The sequence below is a fragment of the Martelella sp. UBA3392 genome (assembly GCF_002358775.1).
Taxonomy (GTDB): Bacteria; Pseudomonadota; Alphaproteobacteria; order Rhizobiales; family Rhizobiaceae; genus Martelella; species Martelella mediterranea.
Genome location: NZ_DEPM01000275.1, coordinates 1 through 18,143, shown reverse-complemented (window position 1 = coordinate 18,143; position 18,143 = coordinate 1). Strand labels below are relative to the sequence as shown.

The following is an 18,143-nucleotide window of genomic DNA, read 5'->3' as shown; positions in this document are numbered from 1 at the left end:
CCGCATTCGGCCGGCTCCACGCCCGGCCCCGCCGCCTATGGCCGCGGCGGCGAGGACGCGACGACAACCGACGCCAATCTCGCGCTTGGCCGGATCAACAGGGACTATTTCTGCGGCGGCTCGGTCGAGGCGGATATCCCGGCGCTGGAAAGCGCGCTCGGAAAGCTGGCTGAACGCATGGGCAATGCGCCCGAGGACGTCGCGCGCGGCATCATCCGCATCGCCAATTCCAACATGGTCAACGCGCTGAAACTGGTCTCCGTCAACCGTGGCTACGACCCCCGAGACTTCACGCTCGTGGTGTTCGGCGGCGGCGGGCCGATGCATGGCGTGGCGCTTGGCCAGGAACTCGGCGTCAAGAAGGTTGTCGTGCCGCGCGGCGCGCCGGTGTTCTCCGCCTGGGGCATGATGATGTCGGACCTGCGCCGCGACTATTTCGTCACCCGGTTGATGGAAAGCACCGACCGCGAAGGCCTCGATGCCCTGCTTTCCCACACCATGGAGCGCGCCCGCGCCGAATATGCCCGCGAGGGTTTCGGCCCCGACAAGGTTTCGCTGAAGCCGCTGGTGCGCTGCCGCTACCAGAACCAGGAATTCGCCGTTGAGGTGCCGGTGCCCGCTGGTCCGGTGACCGATGAAACCCTGACGAAGATGGTCTCGGAATTCCACGAGATCTATGAGCGTGAATATACCTATCGCCTTGCCGCCGGCGTCGAGATCATCGGCCTGCATCTGGTCGCCGCCGCCGAGGTCGGCAAACTCGAACTGGTGGCGCTGCCGAAAACCGGCGCGAAGCTGGAAGACGCGGTGAAGGGCAGGCGCATGGTCGACTACGCCACCGAAGGCCGGCACGAGGCCACCATCTATGACAGCACGAAATTCGAGCCGGGCATGGCCTTTACCGGACCGGCGGTGATCGAGGATCCGGGCACGACCATCGTCGTCCATCCCGGCAACCGCGTCTCCATCGACGAATTCGGCAACACGCATATCGAGACGAGGGGCTGAACCATGACCGACAAGACCTTTGATCCCGTCACCTTCGACATCATCCAGAATGCGCTGGAAGCGATCGCCGATGAGATGTTCTACGCCCAGGTGAAGACCTCGATGAGCGCGATCATCTACGAGGTGCTCGACCTCTCCACCTCGATCCTCAACCCTCAGGGCGAGATCGCCGCGTCGGGTGCTGGCATCCCGGCCTTCATCGGCGTGCTGGACAAGGCGATCGCCGGCATTCTGGCGAAGTTCCCGCTGGAGGATATTCGCGAGGGCGATGTCTTCGCCTCAAACGACCCCTATTTCGGCGGCGTTACCCATCTCAACGATATGGTGCTGGCAGCGCCGGTGTTCCATGAGGGCGTCATGGTCGCCTGGGTTGCCAATATCGCCCACTGGAACGATGTCGGCGGCAATGTGCCGGGTTCGATGTCGGCCGAAGCCACGGAAATCTTCCAGGAAGGCATTCGCATTCCGGCGGTGAAACTGTTCACAGCAGGGGTCGAGAACCATGCGGTCTTCGACATTCTCAAGGTCAACTCCCGCCTGCCGGATTACCTGAACGGCGATCTGTGGGCCGCGATCGCGGGTCTTCGCATCGGCGAGCGCCGGGTGCTGGAACTGGTCGCGAAATACGGCGCGGACACGTTTGCGGCGGCCGTCACCGACTATATGGATCTCGGTGAACGCCGTGCCCGGGCGGCCCTGGCGAACATTCCGCAGGGCAGCTACAGCTTTGCCGAGGAACAGGACAGCGGCGTGGTCCACAAGGTCACGCTGACGGTGACCGCCGACGAATTCATCGTCGACCTCACCGACAACCCGGCCCAGTCCGGCTCGCTCAACTGCTCGCGCGAGGGCACGGAGATCGCCGTGCAGCTCGCCTTCAAGGATTTCACGGACGCCGACGCACCCGGCAATGGCGGCTTCTTCAGGCCGCTCAGTGTGGTGACCAAACCCGGCACGATCTATCATGTCGAGGCGCCCGGCGCGCTCGGCTATTATGCCGAGGTCGAGATCCGGCTGTTCGACATGCTGCTGCGGGCGATGGCGGAGCATTTTCCGGGCTCCGTGCCGGCCGGCAATTTCGCCTCGATCTGCGGCACCAATATCGGCGGTCCGCACCCCGACACCGGCCGCCACTACACCATCGTCGAGCCGCAGGTCGGCGGCTGGGGCGCATGGGAAGGTTCCGATGGCGTGTCGGGCCAGTTCTCCGGCTTTCACGGCGAGACCTTCAATTGCCCGGCCGAAGTCGCCGAGGCCCGCTACGGGCTGGGGATCGAGCAGGTGGCGCTGAACACCGAGCCCGGCGGCGAGGGCCAGTGGCGCGGCGGCAAGGGCATCGAAGTGCACTACCGCGTTCGCGCCGACGACAACTTCCTCTCGGTCGGCTACACCCGCTCGCGCATGCCGCCCTGGGGCGCGTCCGGCGGGCTCGACGGCTCGGTCAATTACGTCGAGGTGATGCGCAGAGACGGCAGCCGCGACCGCCACGCCTTCACCACCAACCTCACGGTCAACGAGGGCGACATCATCCGCGTCGTCACCGGCAACGGCGGCGGTTACGGCGATCCGCGTGAGCGCAGCCGCGCCGATATCGAACGCGACCTGAAGAACGAGTATCTCACGCCGGAACGCGCCAAGGAAATCTACGGCTACGAGGCCTGATCGACCGGGCCCCGCCGCTAATCCCCCATCCCTTGCCGTCGCGGCAAGGGATGGGGCTGCTCTCACGCAGTCCACATCTCTCTTCAAACTGAAATGTATTCAGTTGTGTCTACCCGAACCGATCGTTCCGCGCGGGCGACCTCGAGCAGCCTGCTTGCGCGAATGATGGCCCGGAACGGCATATGACATCTTGACTTCTGGTCTGGACCGGAAACAATGGTTCAAAAGCCGTTCGGGAGGAAAAGATGGCTCCAATCAAGCTCGACAGTGTTTCGAAGAGCTTCGGGAACGTCAATGTTATCAACGATATCTCGCTCGCCGTGGAATCCGGTGAACTGATGGTGTTTCTCGGGCCGTCGGGTTCGGGAAAATCGACGCTGCTGCGGATGATCGCGGGGCTTGAAACCATCGATGACGGGGCATTGACGATCGACGGGGTCCGCAGCGAAAATCTCGCGCCGGGCCAGCGCAATGTCGCGATGGTGTTCCAGAACTACGCGCTCTATCCGCACATGACCGTGCACGACAACATGGCTTTCGGCTTGCGCAATATCGGCATGAGCGCGGATGAGATCGAGTCCCGGGTGCTTGAGGCCGCGCGCATGCTGGAGATGGAGGAACTGCTGAAACGGCGGCCCGCCCAGCTTTCCGGCGGCCAGCGTCAGCGCGTCGCGATCGGCCGGGCGATCGTCAAGGAACCCAAGGCCTTCCTGTTCGACGAGCCGCTCTCCAATCTCGATGCGGCGCTCAGGGTCAGAACCCGCGTCGAGCTTGCGCGGCTGCATAACCGCATGCAGGCGACGATGATCTATGTGACCCACGACCAGACCGAGGCGATGACGCTTGCCGACCGGATCGTGGTGCTCAACAATTGCCGGATCGAGCAGATCGGCACGCCGATGGAGGTCTATCTCAGGCCAGCCTCGCGCTTCGTGGCCGGTTTTGTCGGGTCGCCCGGCATGAATTTCCTCGAGGTGGATCTTTCAACCGACAACCGTATGGCCCGTCTCAAGGATGGTTCGACCGTTGAGATCGACATTCCAGAGATGAAACCCGGACGCTACGAGATGGGCATTCGCCCGGAAGCCGTGCAGGCGGTGGACGATGACGAGCGCCATGCGGTCACCACCACCGCGACGGTCGGCGTTGTCGAGCGGCTCGGCGAGCGAACCCTGCTCTACTGCACACTGGAAGACGGCACGGAGCTGATCGCCACCGATAAGGGACGTTCCGAAGCCAGGACCGGCGATCGGGTGAAGCTCGCCTTCGACGCGACCGCGCTTCACCTCTTCGATGACGCCGGAAACGCCTATCACGTTCATTGACGATATCAGGGGCGCTTCGACCTCTCACGAAAACGCCGCGGACAGAATGCCGCGGCGTTTTCGTATGCGTGCGCTCGGGTGCCGTCTTACCCCTTGATCCCGGCGGAAAGCGTGATGGCCTGAGTCACCTTGCGCTGGAAGATCAGATAGGCGACCGCGACCGGGAGACCGGCCAGCACGGCGGCCGACAGCTCGCGGGCGTAATAGACGCCGAAGGCGTCGTTGACCTGGGTGATGCCGACGGTGATCGTCATCATTTCGGTCTTGGTAACCGCCAGGAACGGCCACAGAAACGCATTCCACGACCAGATGAAGGTGACGATCGCAAGCGCGGTGGTGACGCCCCAGTTCATCGGCATGTAGATGCGCGTGAGAATGCGCCATTCGGAGGCGTTGTCCATCGCCGCCGCCTCACGGAAATCCTTTGGCACATTGTCGAAGAACTGCTTGTAGACGATGATCACCACCGGGTGGATCAGTTGCGGCAGGACGATCCCGGCCCAGGTGTTGATCAGGCCGAACCGCGCCATCAACTCGAAGTGGTTCACGATCAGCACCTGCATCGGCACCATGAAGCTGGCCAGGATCAGCCACCACAGAACCCGCCGGAACGGGAACTGAAGCTGCGAGATGGCATAGCCGCAGAACATCGAGGACCCGACGGTCAGCACCGTGATCGCAAGCGCGGTGACAATCGAATTCAGATACCAGACGCCGATCTGGGTCTGGGTGAGCGCGAAATAGTAATGCGAGAAGGTCAGGGTGTCCGGCCATAATTCGATATAGCGGCGCACCACCTCGTCTTCCGGCTTGAGCGATGAAATCACCCCCCAATAGAGCGGAAAAGCCCATATTACTGCGATGAATACGGTCAGCAGCGTGATCAGGAGGCCGGCGACATTCAGGCGTTTTGCCGTTGTTGCGTTCATCATTCGCGCCCCTTCGAAAGCCGTGTCAGCTGGAAGTTCAGCACCGACACCACGATGACGATGATGAACAGCACGACGGCAGCGGCAGCGGCCCGGCCGCCCTGGTCATACTGGAAGGCCCGCTGGAACACGTAATAGACAAGCACCAGATTGTCGTTCGGCCGGCCGCCGACCGAAAACAGATAGACCTGGTCGAAAATCTTCAGTTGCAGGATCAGCTGGATCGTCAGCACCAGCGCCGTGATCGGCCACATCAGCGGCCAGGTCAGTTGCCGGAAGGTCGTCAGGCGGGATGCGTTGTCGAGCGCCGCCGCCTCGTAGATCTCGGCAGGGATGGCGCGCAGTCCGGACAGGAAAAGCAGGATCGAGAAGCCCGCGGTCCACCATATCGTGATGAGGCCCACCGCCGGCATGAACCAGACCGTCGACTTGAACACCGGCACCCGGTCGATCCCGAGGATATCGAAGATATACATGGCAATGCCGAACTGGAAGTTCAGAGTCCAGTCCCAGATCAGATAGACCACCGATACCGGCAGGATATAGGGCAGGAAGAACATCGCCAGCACCAGCGCCTGCACGCGGCCCTTCAGCCGGTTGATGCCGAGCGCGATGGCGAAGGCCACCAATGTTCCAGGAATGACGGTGATGGCGACGAAATAGGCAGTGTTCCAGAACGCCGTGTTGAAGCGTCGGTCACCCCAGAGCCGGGTATAATTGTCGAGGCCGACAAACTCGCCGCTGCCGATCAGCGGCGCATCCTGAAACGAGATGATGAGCAGCCGGATGGTCGGATAGATGAAGATCAATCCGTAGATTGCGACGAACGGCGCGACCAGAAGCAGGGCGACAATCGCTTCGTTTCGTTTGTTGCGGAGCATCATGAGGCCTCAAAAGCGGAGAACTGGCATGCGAAACGGCCGCCGGCGGTGATGCCGGCGGCCCGCAGCGATCATTGCAGATCGTTCAGCTCGTATTTGATTTCCTCCACGGCCTCGGCCGGCTCCATTTCCCCGTTGAGCGTCGGCACGAAATAGGTGGACATCACGTCATAGATCGGCCCGGCCACGCCCGCGAGCGTCGATTTGGGGTCGAAGATCATGTTTTCGGTCACGCTTGAATAGGTCGCATTCGGCTGCATGCTCTGGTATTCCGCCGATTGCGTCACCGGGCCGTAGGCCGGGATGTGGCCGGCCGTCGCCCAGAACAGCGAGTTCTTCGCCATCCACGACATGACTTCCAGCACGGCCGCCTTCTTCTCCGCGCTCATCTCCTTGCCGGAATTGGCGGGGATGGCGAATGAATGGCTGTCGGCGTAGGTCGCGGGGTGGTCGAAGATCACCGGCAGTTCCACGGCGCCCCATTCGAACAGCTTGCCCTGCTCCTTGAGGTCGATCATGGTTGGCACTTCCCACACGCCGTTGATCATCAGCGGCGATTCGCCGGAGGTGAACAGCGCCACGGTCGCGGGATAATCGGTATAGGTGGTCTGAAGCCCGTCATTGGTCCAGCCCTGCAGCACGGCCAGCGCGTTTTGCAGCTTTTCGGCGTTGTCGCCGGCGAGGAATTCGCCGTCGGACATCAGCTCGCCGTCCTGCTGGCCCATGAGGGAATAGATCGTGCGGAACATGAAGGTGCCGTCCGCAGTGGTCGAGGCGAGCGGAAACTCCGCGCCTGCTTCCTTCAGGCCCTTCAGCGTGGCCTCGAAGCCTTCGCGGGAATCAAGCCCCATCGGCTTGCCGTCCTCGGTCAGGAGACCGGCTTCGGCGAGCGCGTCCTTGTTGTAATAGAGCACGATCGGATGGGTGTCGAAGGGCACGGCATACTGCTTGCCGTCCACCGTCACCGCGTCCCAGGTCGCCGGCGCGTAATCGGCCTCGGACAGGCCCATCGTCTCCCAGTCCGCCGGCGTGATCTCCTGCAGGATGCCCTGGCTGACGGCAAGCGGAATGCGGCTTGCGTGATAGGTCATGATATCGGGACCTTCGCCGATCGCGGCGGAGGTCCGGATCTTAGAATAGAACGGCGTGCCCCATTCCAGCGTCGTCGCGTCGATGGTGATCTCACCCTCGTGCTCGGCATTGAAATCGGAGATCAGCTGTTTCATGCGAACGCCGTCGCCGCCGGCGAGGAAGTCCCACCAGGTGACCGTTTCCTGAGCCTGGGCGGCGGTGGCGAATACCCCCGCGGCGATTATCGCGCCCATGGCCGCACCTAACATTCTAGCCATCGTCTTCTCCTCTCTTTGCAATACGGCCTCCCGCCGTATGGTTGGCATTCTCGCCGCGCCGGCCCCGTTCACGGAGGCATGCGGCGCGCCGTCTTGCTTGATTGAGCCCTGCGGCGGCGCGGCTGACGCGCTACAGCTTCACCCGGATCATCGAGTAGGAATAGGCAGGGACCGTAATCGAAACCTTGCCGCCGGACACGCTCGCGCCGTCCTGCTTCACAGGGCTGACATTGTCCGGATTTTCCTTCGTATTCACCGCTTCGAGATCGTCATGCTTGATCAGGGTATGCTCGACCGACTTTGCCTCGCCGAACCGCTCAAGCGCGAGATCAATCGTCATCGGCTCCTCTCCGTGACGATTGATGGCGAAGAAGGTCAGTGTGCCCTCATCCGCGTCGTGGACGCCGGAAATGTCGAGATAGGACACATTGGCCGCGATATCGGCGTTATAAGTGGCGCAATCGACGTCGAGCGCCAGCGCCGTGCCGCGGCCATAGCGCGAGGCGAGCTGGAAGGGATGATAGATCGTCTGCTTCCAGGCAGCGCCGCCGGGCGCCGTCATGATCGGCGCGATGACGTTCACGAGCTGGGCGATGCAGGCAATGCTCACCACATCCGAACGGCGGATGAAGGTGTTGATGATGCAGCCGACCTGCAGCACATCCTCGAAATTGTAGATGTCCTCGAGAAGCACCGGCGCGTGCGGCCAGTCCCACTCCTTCATACGCTTTTCGTCCGCCTCGCGCTCGTGATACCAGACGTTCCACTCGTCGAAGGAGATCTTGACGTTCTTCTTCGAGCGCTTCTTGGCCTTGATATAGTCGATCACGCCGCTGACCGTGCCAATATAGCGGTCGAGCTTTTCCGGCAGCGCCAGATATTCGCGCGTGTTCTTCTCGTAGTTCATGAAATACATGTGCAGCGAGATATAGTCGACCTGGTCATAGGTCTCGTCCAGCACCGTGGCCTCCCATTGCGGGAAGGTCGGCATGTCGGAATGGGAAGAGCCGCAGACCACAAGCTCCAGCTTGTCGTCGAAGGCGCGGATCGCCTTGGCGGTCTCGTTGGCGAGATGGCCATATTCGGCGGCGGACTTGTGGCCGACCTGCCAGGGGCCGTCCATCTCGTTGCCGAGGCACCAGAGCCTGACGTTCCACGGATCGGCCTGGCCGTTCTTGCGGCGCAGGTCGGACCAGTAGCTGCCGCCTGGATGATTGACATATTCAACGAAGTTGCGCGCCGCATCGAGCCCGCGCGAGCCGAGATTGACGGCCAGCATCATCTCGGTATTGGCGGCCTCGGCCCAGCGGGCGAATTCTTGGATGCCGACCTGGTTGGATTCCGCCGTCCGCCAGGCAAGGTCGAGACGGGTGGGGCGCTCGCTCTGCGGGCCGATGCCGTCCTCCCAGTTATAGGCCGAGACGAAATTGCCGCCGGGATAGCGGCAGATCGGGGTGTCGAGTTCACGCACAAGATCGATGACGTCGCGGCGCATGCCGTTTTCATCCGCGGTCGGATGGTCAGGCTCATAGATGCCGGTGTATACTGCCCGTCCGAGATGCTCGAGAAACGAGCCGTAGAGCCTCGGATCGATCGTGGATATGGTGAAATTCTTGTGCGCGGTGACGCGGGCCTGCATGCTTCCTCCTCGAAATTTTGTTTTTTGGTGCAAACCAATATTTATGGATAATAAAGACCCGATCGTTCCGTTCGTCAAGCGGTTTTCCGGAGGCGGGCGGGTTCGTTTTGGCCCCGGGCGGGGCTACCGGGTCGTCAGGCGCAGCACGATATCCTGATCGTAATTGCCGAAGCCCTTGCCGAAGATATTGATGCCGCCGGGGTGGCGGGCGTCGTCACGCACGCTCAGACAGAGGCGGATCGAGTGCTTCTGGTCGAGCCGGAGATCGGCGAGACAGACATCCGACATCCTGACGCCGTCGACAAACGAGCCGGCGTCGGTTACCCGAAAACGCTTCAGCATGCCGTATTGCGAGCCTTTCAATTTCCACCAGTCGGGGGTGAAAACGCCGCGGCGGTCGCCGAAATCGCCGGGCGAGGTCCATTGGCCAATATCGACGCCGTTGACGGTAATCGTGATGTCGGACGGCCAGTCCGGATTGGTGCCCGGCATTTCGGATGAAAGCTCCAGCGAGAACTCAAGCTCGGCGACGTCGCGGTTGTCGAGCCGGGCGTTGTTGGGAAACTGGTACTCCACCGAGCCGCGCGTGAACCAGATCAGCCCCGCCTTCATCCGCGCCGGGTCGAGGAAGGAATCCGGCACATCAAGAAGTCCGATAATGCCTTCATCGGTGCACAACCCGCAGGGCGCGCTGACCTCGCAGGCGGTATAGAGGCCGACCGGCATCGCCACCTCGATCCCGTCATTGCGGCGTTCTTCGGCCGCATCGCCGAACATGATGACGACCTCGTCATAAATGCTGGTGCAGAGCTTCTGATTGCCCTTGCGCGCCCGCTGGCTTTCGGTGCGGATCAGCCCGGCCTCCTCCAGCAACTGCACGCTCAGCGACACCGTCGACTGCGGCAGGTTCAGAAGCTCGCCGATTTCCTTGACGTTGAGCGCGCCCTTGCGGCGCAACAGCTTGAGGACCGAGATGCGCGCGGGCGCGGCAAGCCCCTTGATGACATGCATGTCCTTTTCAGGATCGACGACAAGAAAGTTACGTGGCATGGATGTGGTTCGCTGCTGGGAGGCGTTTGTCAAAAAACGTTCATATCAGGATTCTTGGCGCGGTCAAATTTCCCGACACGTTAACGGCAGATCCCGGTTCGCGGGTCTGCCGCCCCGCATTGTCCCAAAAGCAGCGGGGCCGGCAGCAAGCCGCCGGCCTGGACTATCCGGCATTTCTCAGCGGCCGCCTTCGATCTTGCGGAAGCGCTGTGCGGCCCCGGCGGCCCCGTAGGGATAATCCGGCATCGGCTGGTGTGAGACCTCCGACAGGCGCTTGATCTCGTCCGCGGAAAGCTGAAGTTTTGCCGCGCCGAGATTGTCGGCAAGCTGGGCCTCGGTGCGCGCGCCCAGAATGACGGAGGTGACGGCGGGCTGCGCCGCAAGCCAGGCGAGCGCCACCTGCGCCATGCTGGCATTGTGCGCGCCGGCGATATCCTCCAGCGCGCCGAGCACCTCCCAGGTCACCGACTTGGCATTGTGCTTGTCATAGGCTTCCATGCCGCGCGCCGGATTTTCGCCGAGCCTTGTGGCGCCGGTCGGCATCTGGTCGCGCTTGTACTTGCCCGAAAGCCACCCACCGGCGAGCGGCGACCACGGCAAAAGCCCCATGCCCGCATCCTGGCAGGCCGGGACGATCTCGTGCTCGATGCCGCGCGCCAGCAGATTATACTGCGGCTGAAGGGTGACCGGGGCGGAGAAGCCGTTCACCCTGGCGATCCAGACCGCCTTGGTCAATTGCCAGCCAAGGAAGTTGGAGAAGCCGTAATAGGCGATCTTGCCGCTCGAGACGGCATCGTCGAGGAAGCGCAGCGATTCTTCCAGCGGCGTCAGCGCGTCAAAGGCATGAAGCTGGTAGAGGTCGATCTGCTCGACGCCGAGGCGGGCCAGCGAGGCATCGAGCGATTCGGCGAGGTTCTTGCGCGACAGGCCGATGCGGTTCGGCCCGTCGCCCATGGGAAACCGCGCCTTGGTGGCGATCACCAGCTCCTTGGTAATGCCGGGTTTCTGTTTCAGCCAGCGGCCGACGATCTCCTCGGAGAGACCGGTTGAATAGACGTTGGCGGTGTCGATGAAGTTGCCGCCGGCTTCCACATAGGCATCCATCAGCCGGAAGGAGGTCGCCTCGTCGGCCTCGTCGCCGAAGGTCATGGTGCCGAGGCAGAGACTGGTCACCACGGCGCCGCTGTTTCCAAGTCTGCGATAATCCATGAGCGTTTCCTTTCTGTTGACTGATGGCAGAGGCGGTCGCGCGGCTCAGCGCGCCGCCCAGTTGGCGCCGCGGCGGAAGATGGTCGCCATTTCCGGAACCTGGAACTCGCTGGCGATGTGGCCGAGCGAGGAATAGAACACCCGGCCCTTGCCGTGGCGGCGCTTCCACGCCACCGGCATGACCACGCCGTCGATCCATTCCGCATGGTCGCCTCTGAAGGTGGTGGTCGCCAGCACCTCGTTGGAGGGGTCGACATGCATGTAATACTGCTCCGAATGATAGGGGAAATCGGAAATCCCCTCCATGATCGGGTCGTCCGGCTTCGTCACATTGACCGTATAGTCGATGATATTGCCGGGATGGGCCACCCACTGGCCGCCGATGATGAACTGGTAGTCGACCGAATCGCGGAAGGCATCGCCCGCCCCGCCGTGATAGCCGGCAATGCCGACGCCGCTCTCCACGGCCGCGGACAGGTTCTTGACCTCCTCCTTCTCGATCTTCGACATGGTCATGATCGGAACGATCAGGCTCAGATCCTTGATCTGCGGATCGGCGAAGGCCTCGGTGGAATGTTCGAGATAGACCTTGAACCCGTCCTCCTGCAGCATGTCGCGGATGATGTGGGCGCATTCCTCCGGCTCGTGTCCGCTCCAGCCGCCCCAGACTATGAGTGCTTCGCGCATGATATCTCTCCTCTCGCGTCAGCCGGCATCCCGCCGGCCGGGTTGATGGTTTCTCGCCGTTCGGCCTATTTGCCGAGCGCGCCGTCGATCAGCGAATCCGACAGCGGCGCCGGCCGCGCGACGGTGGTCGTGATCCCGACGGTCTTTTCGGTTTCGGCGGCGGTGGTGAAGGCCTCCATCACCTCCAGCACATGCAGGGCCAGATCGCCGTTCGCCCTGTGCGGCCTGTCGTTGCGGATCGCATAGGCCATGTCGGCAAGCCCGATCGAGCGGTAATTGCCGTCGGCATAGGGCTGGTCGACGGGCTGGTCCTCGAAATCTCCACCCTTTTTCAGAAGCGAGACCGGTCCGGCGAAGAAGTTGGGGTCGGGAACCAGCAGCGTTCCCTCGGTGCCGTAGATCTCGATCGGCAGATGCTTGTGGCCCGCCACGTCGAAGCTCATCGTCACCTGCACGACCGCGCCGTTTTCGAAGATCAGCGTGCCGGCAATATGGGTCGGCACCTTGACGGAAATCATGTCGCCCCGGCGCGGTTCGCTGGTGATCTCGCGTTCCCGGCGCAGCATGGTCGCAAAGCCGGCGACCTTTTTCACCGGGCCGAAAAGATTGACGAGGTCGGTGATGTAATAAGGGCCCATGTCGAGCATCGGGCCGCCGCCGATATCGTAGTAGAAATCGGGATTGGGGTGCCAGGATTCATGGCCCGGCCGCATGAAGCTCGCCGTGCCGCCGACCGCAAGGCCGAGCGCGCCGCTGTCGACGAGCGCGCGGGCCGTCTGGTGGCCGCCGCCGAGAAACGTATCGGGGGCCGCGCCGATCCTGAGTCCCGCTTTGGCGGCGGCGTCCGCGAGCGTCTTGCCCTCGGCGAAGGTGATGCCGAGCGGCTTTTCCGAATAGGTATGCTTGCCGGCCTCAAGCGCTCTCAAACCCACCGCGACATGGGCGCGCGGAATGGTCAGGTTGAGGATGATCTCGACCTTGGGGTCGGCCAGAAGCGCGTCGATCGTGCTGACGGGCGCATTGAATTCGGCCGCCTTCGCCTCGGCTGCCGCCTGGTTGAGGTCGGCGACGCCGCGAATGTCGAGAATGTCGAATCCGGCCATCGCCTTCAGATAGGCGCCCGAAATATTGCCGCATCCGATGATGCCGATACCTACTTTTTCCATTTCTCACTCCTCCCAAAGCGCGAAGCCCGGCGTTCAAAGCGCGGGGCCGGTTGTGCTCCATGGCGATTCATACAGTTCGTAAAGTGCTACCGCCGCCGCTCCCCGCGCCCAGAAAAAATCCTCGGCGTCGTCGAAGACCAGTTCGCTGACATCGGCGAGCGATGGCGGGATCGCGCTGTTGAAGGCCTTTGTCAGCCGGTCGATGAAGGGTTTGCCGAGCGCAAGGCTGGAACCCACGAGAATAACGCGTGGTGGGGCGAAAAGGGTGACGATGTTGGCGACCGTCACGCCTATGGCATCGCCGGCGCGCTCCGCCGCCGACATGATCTGCGCGTCCTTGGCCTTGATCAGCGTCTGGGCATGCGAAATGCCGCGCCCCAGCCGCACGGCATCGGCATAAAGCCCTTCGCGCGGGCCGTCGCCGAGGATCGCGCTTTCGCCGGCGAGGCTTGCCAGCCGCGACATGCTGTCGGCGCTGCTGCCGAGCACGAGGTCGCCGAGATTGTGGCTGAGCCCGCCCGCGCCGCGAAAAAGCTGGCTGTTGTGCAGCACGCCGAGCCCCAGCGTCCGCTCCAGCGAGACCAGCACCATGTCCTCGAGATGGCGGGCCTTGCCGAACCAGTGGTGGGCGAGCGTGACGGCATGAACATCGCTCTCGATAATCGTGCGGATGCCGAAGCGCGGCGACATGACGGCGGCGAAATCGACATTCTCGTCGCTGAAGATCGGGCTGGAGCGCACCACGCCGGTGCGGTGCTCGACCACGCCGGGAATGCCGAGACAGATCACGTCGATCTCGGAAAGCGTCAGCCCGCTATCCATCACGCAGGCGCGCACGCCGTCCTCCACCAGATCGGCGATGACGTCGATCGGCATCCTGTCGATGCGCACGGGGAGCGAAAATTCGGACAGCACCTCGCCGCAGAAATCGGACACCACGAAGGTCATGCGCGTCGCCGCGATCTTGGCGCCGACAACGCGCGAAGCGTCCGGATTGAGCTCGAGCATCACCCGGGGGCGGCCGCGCGCGGCGGCATTGCGCAGGTCGCCCTCGTGCCGCGACAGGATCAGGCCGTCATCGATCAGCGAGCCGGTGATCGCGGAAACCGTGCTGGTCGAAAGCTCGGTGCGCTTGCTGATCTCGATGCGCGCGATCGGGCCGTTGCGCCGGATCGTGTCCAGCACGCTCAACCGGTTGATTGCTCGCATCAATTCAGGATCAGCAGTCTTCATGGGGCTCGTCGGGCAGCTTCAGGGCAGGGGTTTAATTTTTCCGCATCACGAAATAATTTATGCCTGTTCTTAGTCCCGGCTACACGCGCCATGCAAGCGATTTTTGCGCGATATGGCTATTTTTAAGGCAGTTTGCCCCGGAACGGGTAGTTTCGGGTTGACAAAACTCAGGTCTCGACATTTATTTAATCCGGAGTGTGCAAAAAAAGTACTTTGGGAGGAGTGCGATATGTCAATTACTGCCAAATGGCTTCGTTACGGCGCTGCCGCCGCAGGCTTTGCGGCCCTCGCGGTGGCCGCGAACACGGCATCGGCCGAGACCGTCATCAAATGGCTCCATCTGGAAAACCAGGAGCCGGTCGTTGAAGTCTGGCGCCAGGTCGCCGACGAGTTCGAGCAGGCCAATCCGGGCGTCAAGATCGAGATGCAGTTCCTTGAAAACCAGGCCTTCAAGGCGAAACTGCCGACCCTGCTGCAATCATCGGAAATCCCCAGTCTGTTCTACACCTGGGGCGGCGGCGTTTTGAAGGCGCAGTCCGAGACCGGCGTCCTCAGGGATATCACGCCGGCGCTCGATGCCGACAACAACAAATGGCGCGACACGCTGAAACCGTCGTCGATTGCCGGGATGACGTTTGACGACCAAGTCTGGGCCGCGCCAGTGCTGAACGGCGTCGTCTCGTTCTTCTACAACAAGGAACTGTTCGACAAGGCCGGCGTGGATGGCACCTCGATCGAAACCTGGGATGACTTCATGGGGGCCGTCAAGACCCTGAAGGATGCCGGAATCACGCCGATTGCCGGCGGCGGCGGCGACAAGTGGCCGATCCATTTCTACTGGGGTTATCTCGCCATGCGCGAGGCAGGCCATGACGGCTTCATGGCGGCCAAGGCTGGCGAAAATGGCGGTTTCGCGGGCGAGCCCTTCGTCGCGGCCGGCGAGAAGCTTGCGGCGCTTGGCGCGCTTGAACCCTTCCAGAACGGCTATCTCGGCGCGACCTGGAACGATGCGCTGGCAGCCTTCGGCGACGGGCGCGCGGCCATGATCCTGTCCTTCGAGAACACCGGCCGGACCCAGATCAGCAATTCCACCGACGGCAAGGGGCTTGCGGAAGACAATATCGGACGCTTCGCCTTTCCCGTGATCGAGGGCGCGCCGGGCGTGGTCACCGACAATATGGGCGGCCTGACCGGTTGGGCCGTGACCAAGGACGCGCCGCCCGAGACCGAGAAATTCCTCGAATACTATACCAGCCCGGATGTCGCCCGCAGGATTTCCGAGGTTCAGAAGGTCATTCCGGTCACGATCGGCGTCGCCGACTCGATTACCGATCCGCTTCTGAAGAGCAGTGCCGAGGCGCTGGCCGATGAAACCTGGCACCAGAACTATCTCGACCAGGATCTCGGGCCCAATGTCGGCGCGGTGGTCAATGACATGAGCGTCGCGATCGTCTCCGGCGCGACCTCGCCGGAAGACGCCGCCCAGCAGATCCAGGACACCTACGAACTGGAAAACATGTAGTTCGTTGTTCCGGGCGCCGCCTTGCCGGCGCCCGGCATTCCAGGCTCCTGATGTTCGGGGATGTGCCCGGCCGGACTTTTTTCGCTGAACCCGGCTTAAATGCGCGATCTCCGGCTGCACGGGCAAGGCGGCATACCGCCGCCGCACTGCATGCGGGAAAATGCCAATGACGACCACCGACTCCATCCTGCCCGCGCCGGTCGGGCCTGCTCCGGGCAGGGCCAGAAGACGGCGCTCGCTGGCCCATACCAAATGGCCGGTGCTGATCATCTTCCTGCCGCCGGCGCTGGTGCTGTTCACGCTGCTCGTCATCCTGCCGATCGGCGAGGCGGCCTGGTACTCCTTCTTCAGCTGGAACGGCTACGGCGAACCGAGCAAATGGGTCGATTTCCGCAACTACCAGCTTATCTTCCGCAACAGCGCCTTCACCAAGGCGCTGATCAATAACGGCCTGATTATCGCCGTCTCGATCGTCATCCAGTTGCCGCTGGCGCTGTGGCTCGCCTCCATGGTGACGAAGCAGATCAGGGGCGCGCTGTTCTTCCGACTGATCTTCTTCCTGCCCTATGTGCTGGCCGATGTCGCCGCCGGCATGATCTGGCGCTTCGTCTATGACGGTGATTTCGGCCTCGTCGCCGGCATCTGGCATTTCTTCGGGGCGGAGCCGCCATTTGTGCTCGCCAATCCCGATACCGCCATGTCGGCCATCCTTGGCGTGGTGGTCTGGAAATATTTCGGCTTCCACATGATGCTGTTCATCGCCGGCCTGCAGGCGATCGATCGCAGCATTCTGGAAGCGGCCGATATCGACGGAGCGACCGGCTGGCAGAAATTCCGGCTGGTGACGCTGCCGATGCTCGGCTCCACCGTGCGGCTTTCGGTGTTCTTCGCCGTTATCGGCTCGCTGCAGCTTTTCGATCTCATCATGCCGCTCACCGGCGGCGGGCCGGCCAACTCGACCCAGACCATGGTGACCTTTCTCTACAATTTCGGCGTCACCCGCATGCAGGTCGGTTTCGGCAGCGCCGTCGGCGTCATTCTGTTCATCATCTGCGTCACGCTGGCCTTCAGCTACAAACGGATATTCATGAAAAATGACTGAGATTTCCGAAAGCGCGCCGATCGATGCGGCAAAATCCGGCGGGGAAGGCCGCAAGCTCAATGCCGGCACCAAGACCTATCTCTATGTCTCGCTGCTGCTTGTCGCGGGCATCGTCATCATCCCGCTCATCACCACCGCGCTTGGCGGCTTCAAGACGCTGCCGGACCTGCGCGGCAGTCCGTTCGGCCTGCCCGATCAATGGCAGTGGAGCAATTACACCGATATCCTGATCTCGAAGCGCTATTGGCTGCAGATGGGCAATTCGCTGCTGATCGCGGTGTTTACCGTGTTTCTCACCATCGTGTTCGCCGCCTGCGCCGCCTTCTGCTTCGCCCATATCCGCTTCTTCGGTTCGGACTATCTGCTCAACTATTTCCTGATCGGGCTGATGTTCCCGGCGGCCACCGCCATCCTGCCGCTCTATATCCGCATCCGCGATCTCGGCCTGCTCGATACCTATTGGGGCGTGATCCTGCCGCAGGTGGCCTTCGGGCTCGGCATGAGCATCCTGCTGTTTCGCAATTATTTCCGCAACCTGCCGGAGGAGCTGTTCGATGCCGCCTTCGTCGACGGCTGCGGCTATATCGGCTTCTTCTGGCATGTGACCATGCCGCTGTCGCGGCCGATCATCGCCACGGTCGGCATCATCGCCTTCGTGCAGAGCTGGAACAGCTATATCATTCCATTGATCATGCTGAACACGGAGAGCCGCTACCCCTGGCCGCTCGGCATCATGGTCTACAAGGGCGAATTCGCGACCGAATGGCAGCTTGTGCTCGCCTTCATCACGCTGACCATCCTGCCGACGATCATCGCCTTCTTTATCGCCCAGAAACACATCATCGCCGGACTGACAGCCGGCGCCGTGAAATCGTGAACCCTCCGGGAGCTTGTCGAAAATGGCATCCGTCGAACTCAGCAATATCAGAAAGTCCTACGGCGCTCTCGAGGTCATCCACGGCGTTTCGCTTTCGATCGAGGATGGCGAGTTCGTCGCCCTTGTCGGACCGTCGGGCTGCGGGAAATCCACGCTGTTGCGCATGATCGCCGGCCTTGAGGAAATCACCGGCGGCGATATTTCGATCGGCGGCGAGATCGTCAACGATCTGACGCCGCGCGAGCGCAACATTGCCATGGTGTTCCAGTCCTACGCGCTCTATCCGCATATGACGGTGGCCGAAAACATGGGCTTCAACCTGCGTCTCGCCAAGCGCCCGAAGGCGGAAATCGAGGAGCGCGTCGGCGAGGCGGCGCGGATGCTGGACCTGACGGCGCTGCTCGACCGCAAGCCCTCGCAGCTTTCCGGCGGCCAGCGCCAGCGCGTCGCCATGGGCCGCGCGGTGGTGCGCGATCCGGCGGTGTTCCTGTTCGACGAGCCGCT

16 protein-coding genes are annotated in these 18,143 nt (G+C 62.4%); 7 read left to right on the top strand and 9 right to left on the bottom strand.

All coding sequences use genetic code 11. The annotated features are described in order from the left end of the window. From B4E36_RS21145 to B4E36_RS21135, 3 genes are all read left to right on the top strand, one after another. Positions 1-1,008 (top strand): hydantoinase/oxoprolinase family protein (locus B4E36_RS21145; RefSeq protein ID WP_345900788.1); only part of this gene is annotated, 1,008 nt, incomplete at its 5' end. A 3-nt stretch (positions 1,009-1,011) separates the two neighbouring features. Continuing rightward, positions 1,012-2,670: a hydantoinase B/oxoprolinase family protein gene (locus B4E36_RS21140; RefSeq protein WP_292054121.1), complete on the top strand. Its 1,659-nt coding sequence runs from the start codon at positions 1,012-1,014 to the stop codon at positions 2,668-2,670. Between the two features lie 245 nt (positions 2,671-2,915). Continuing rightward, positions 2,916-3,995: an ABC transporter ATP-binding protein gene (locus B4E36_RS21135; protein WP_292054123.1), complete on the top strand. Its 1,080-nt coding sequence runs from the start codon at positions 2,916-2,918 to the stop codon at positions 3,993-3,995. Between the two features lie 86 nt (positions 3,996-4,081). Here the strand turns inward: B4E36_RS21135 and B4E36_RS21130 are convergent, their stop codons facing one another. The 9 genes from B4E36_RS21130 to B4E36_RS21090 all read right to left on the bottom strand — a co-directional run bounded on the left by B4E36_RS21130 (position 4,082) and on the right by B4E36_RS21090 (position 14,138). Continuing rightward, a complete protein-coding gene (locus tag B4E36_RS21130; RefSeq protein ID WP_292054214.1) occupies positions 4,082-4,924 on the bottom strand; it encodes a carbohydrate ABC transporter permease in 843 nt (280 codons plus the stop codon). Continuing rightward, positions 4,924-5,808, bottom strand: a complete 885-nt coding sequence (locus B4E36_RS21125) for a carbohydrate ABC transporter permease (protein ID WP_292054125.1) — start codon at positions 5,806-5,808, stop codon at positions 4,924-4,926. Before B4E36_RS21125 ends, B4E36_RS21130 begins: the two co-directional genes overlap by 1 nt. Positions 5,809-5,876: 68 nt before the next feature. Then, the gene (locus B4E36_RS21120; protein ID WP_414673802.1) at positions 5,877-7,145 is read right to left on the bottom strand and encodes an extracellular solute-binding protein; all 1,269 of its coding nucleotides are present in this window, start codon (positions 7,143-7,145) and stop codon (positions 5,877-5,879) included. A 139-nt stretch (positions 7,146-7,284) separates the two neighbouring features. Continuing rightward, positions 7,285-8,793, bottom strand: a complete 1,509-nt coding sequence (locus B4E36_RS21115; RefSeq protein ID WP_292054128.1) for an alpha-N-arabinofuranosidase — start codon at positions 8,791-8,793, stop codon at positions 7,285-7,287. Positions 8,794-8,916: 123 nt separating this feature from the next. Further along, on the bottom strand, positions 8,917-9,843 hold the full coding sequence (locus B4E36_RS21110) for an ArsR/SmtB family transcription factor (protein ID WP_292054130.1): 927 nt from the start codon (positions 9,841-9,843) through the stop codon (positions 8,917-8,919). Positions 9,844-10,020: 177 nt separating this feature from the next. Beyond that, complete coding sequence (locus B4E36_RS21105) at positions 10,021-11,052, bottom strand: aldo/keto reductase (protein ID WP_345900787.1); 1,032 nt, start codon at positions 11,050-11,052, stop codon at positions 10,021-10,023. A gap of 45 nt (positions 11,053-11,097) precedes the next feature. Beyond that, positions 11,098-11,739 carry a ThuA domain-containing protein gene (locus B4E36_RS21100; protein ID WP_292054133.1) on the bottom strand — a complete coding sequence of 214 codons (642 nt, stop codon included), beginning with the start codon at positions 11,737-11,739 and terminating at the stop codon, positions 11,098-11,100. Between the two features lie 65 nt (positions 11,740-11,804). Further along, positions 11,805-12,905: a Gfo/Idh/MocA family protein gene (locus B4E36_RS21095; RefSeq protein ID WP_292054135.1), complete on the bottom strand. Its 1,101-nt coding sequence runs from the start codon at positions 12,903-12,905 to the stop codon at positions 11,805-11,807. 33 nt (positions 12,906-12,938) lie between these two features. After that, complete coding sequence (locus B4E36_RS21090; protein WP_292054137.1) at positions 12,939-14,138, bottom strand: ROK family transcriptional regulator; 1,200 nt, start codon at positions 14,136-14,138, stop codon at positions 12,939-12,941. 229 nt (positions 14,139-14,367) lie between these two features. Between B4E36_RS21090 and B4E36_RS21085 the strand changes: the two genes are divergently transcribed. The 4 genes from B4E36_RS21085 to B4E36_RS21070 form a co-directional block, all read left to right on the top strand. Next, positions 14,368-15,660: an extracellular solute-binding protein gene (locus B4E36_RS21085; protein WP_292054139.1), complete on the top strand. Its 1,293-nt coding sequence runs from the start codon at positions 14,368-14,370 to the stop codon at positions 15,658-15,660. A 166-nt stretch (positions 15,661-15,826) separates the two neighbouring features. Further along, positions 15,827-16,762: a carbohydrate ABC transporter permease gene (locus tag B4E36_RS21080; protein ID WP_292054142.1), complete on the top strand. Its 936-nt coding sequence runs from the start codon at positions 15,827-15,829 to the stop codon at positions 16,760-16,762. Next, positions 16,755-17,639, top strand: coding sequence for a carbohydrate ABC transporter permease (locus B4E36_RS21075; protein WP_018064702.1), 885 nt, complete (start codon positions 16,755-16,757; stop codon positions 17,637-17,639). The genes B4E36_RS21080 and B4E36_RS21075 overlap by 8 nt, the downstream gene beginning before the upstream one ends. Positions 17,640-17,661: 22 nt before the next feature. Beyond that, positions 17,662-18,143 (top strand): ABC transporter ATP-binding protein (locus tag B4E36_RS21070; protein WP_345900786.1); only part of this gene is annotated, 482 nt, incomplete at its 3' end.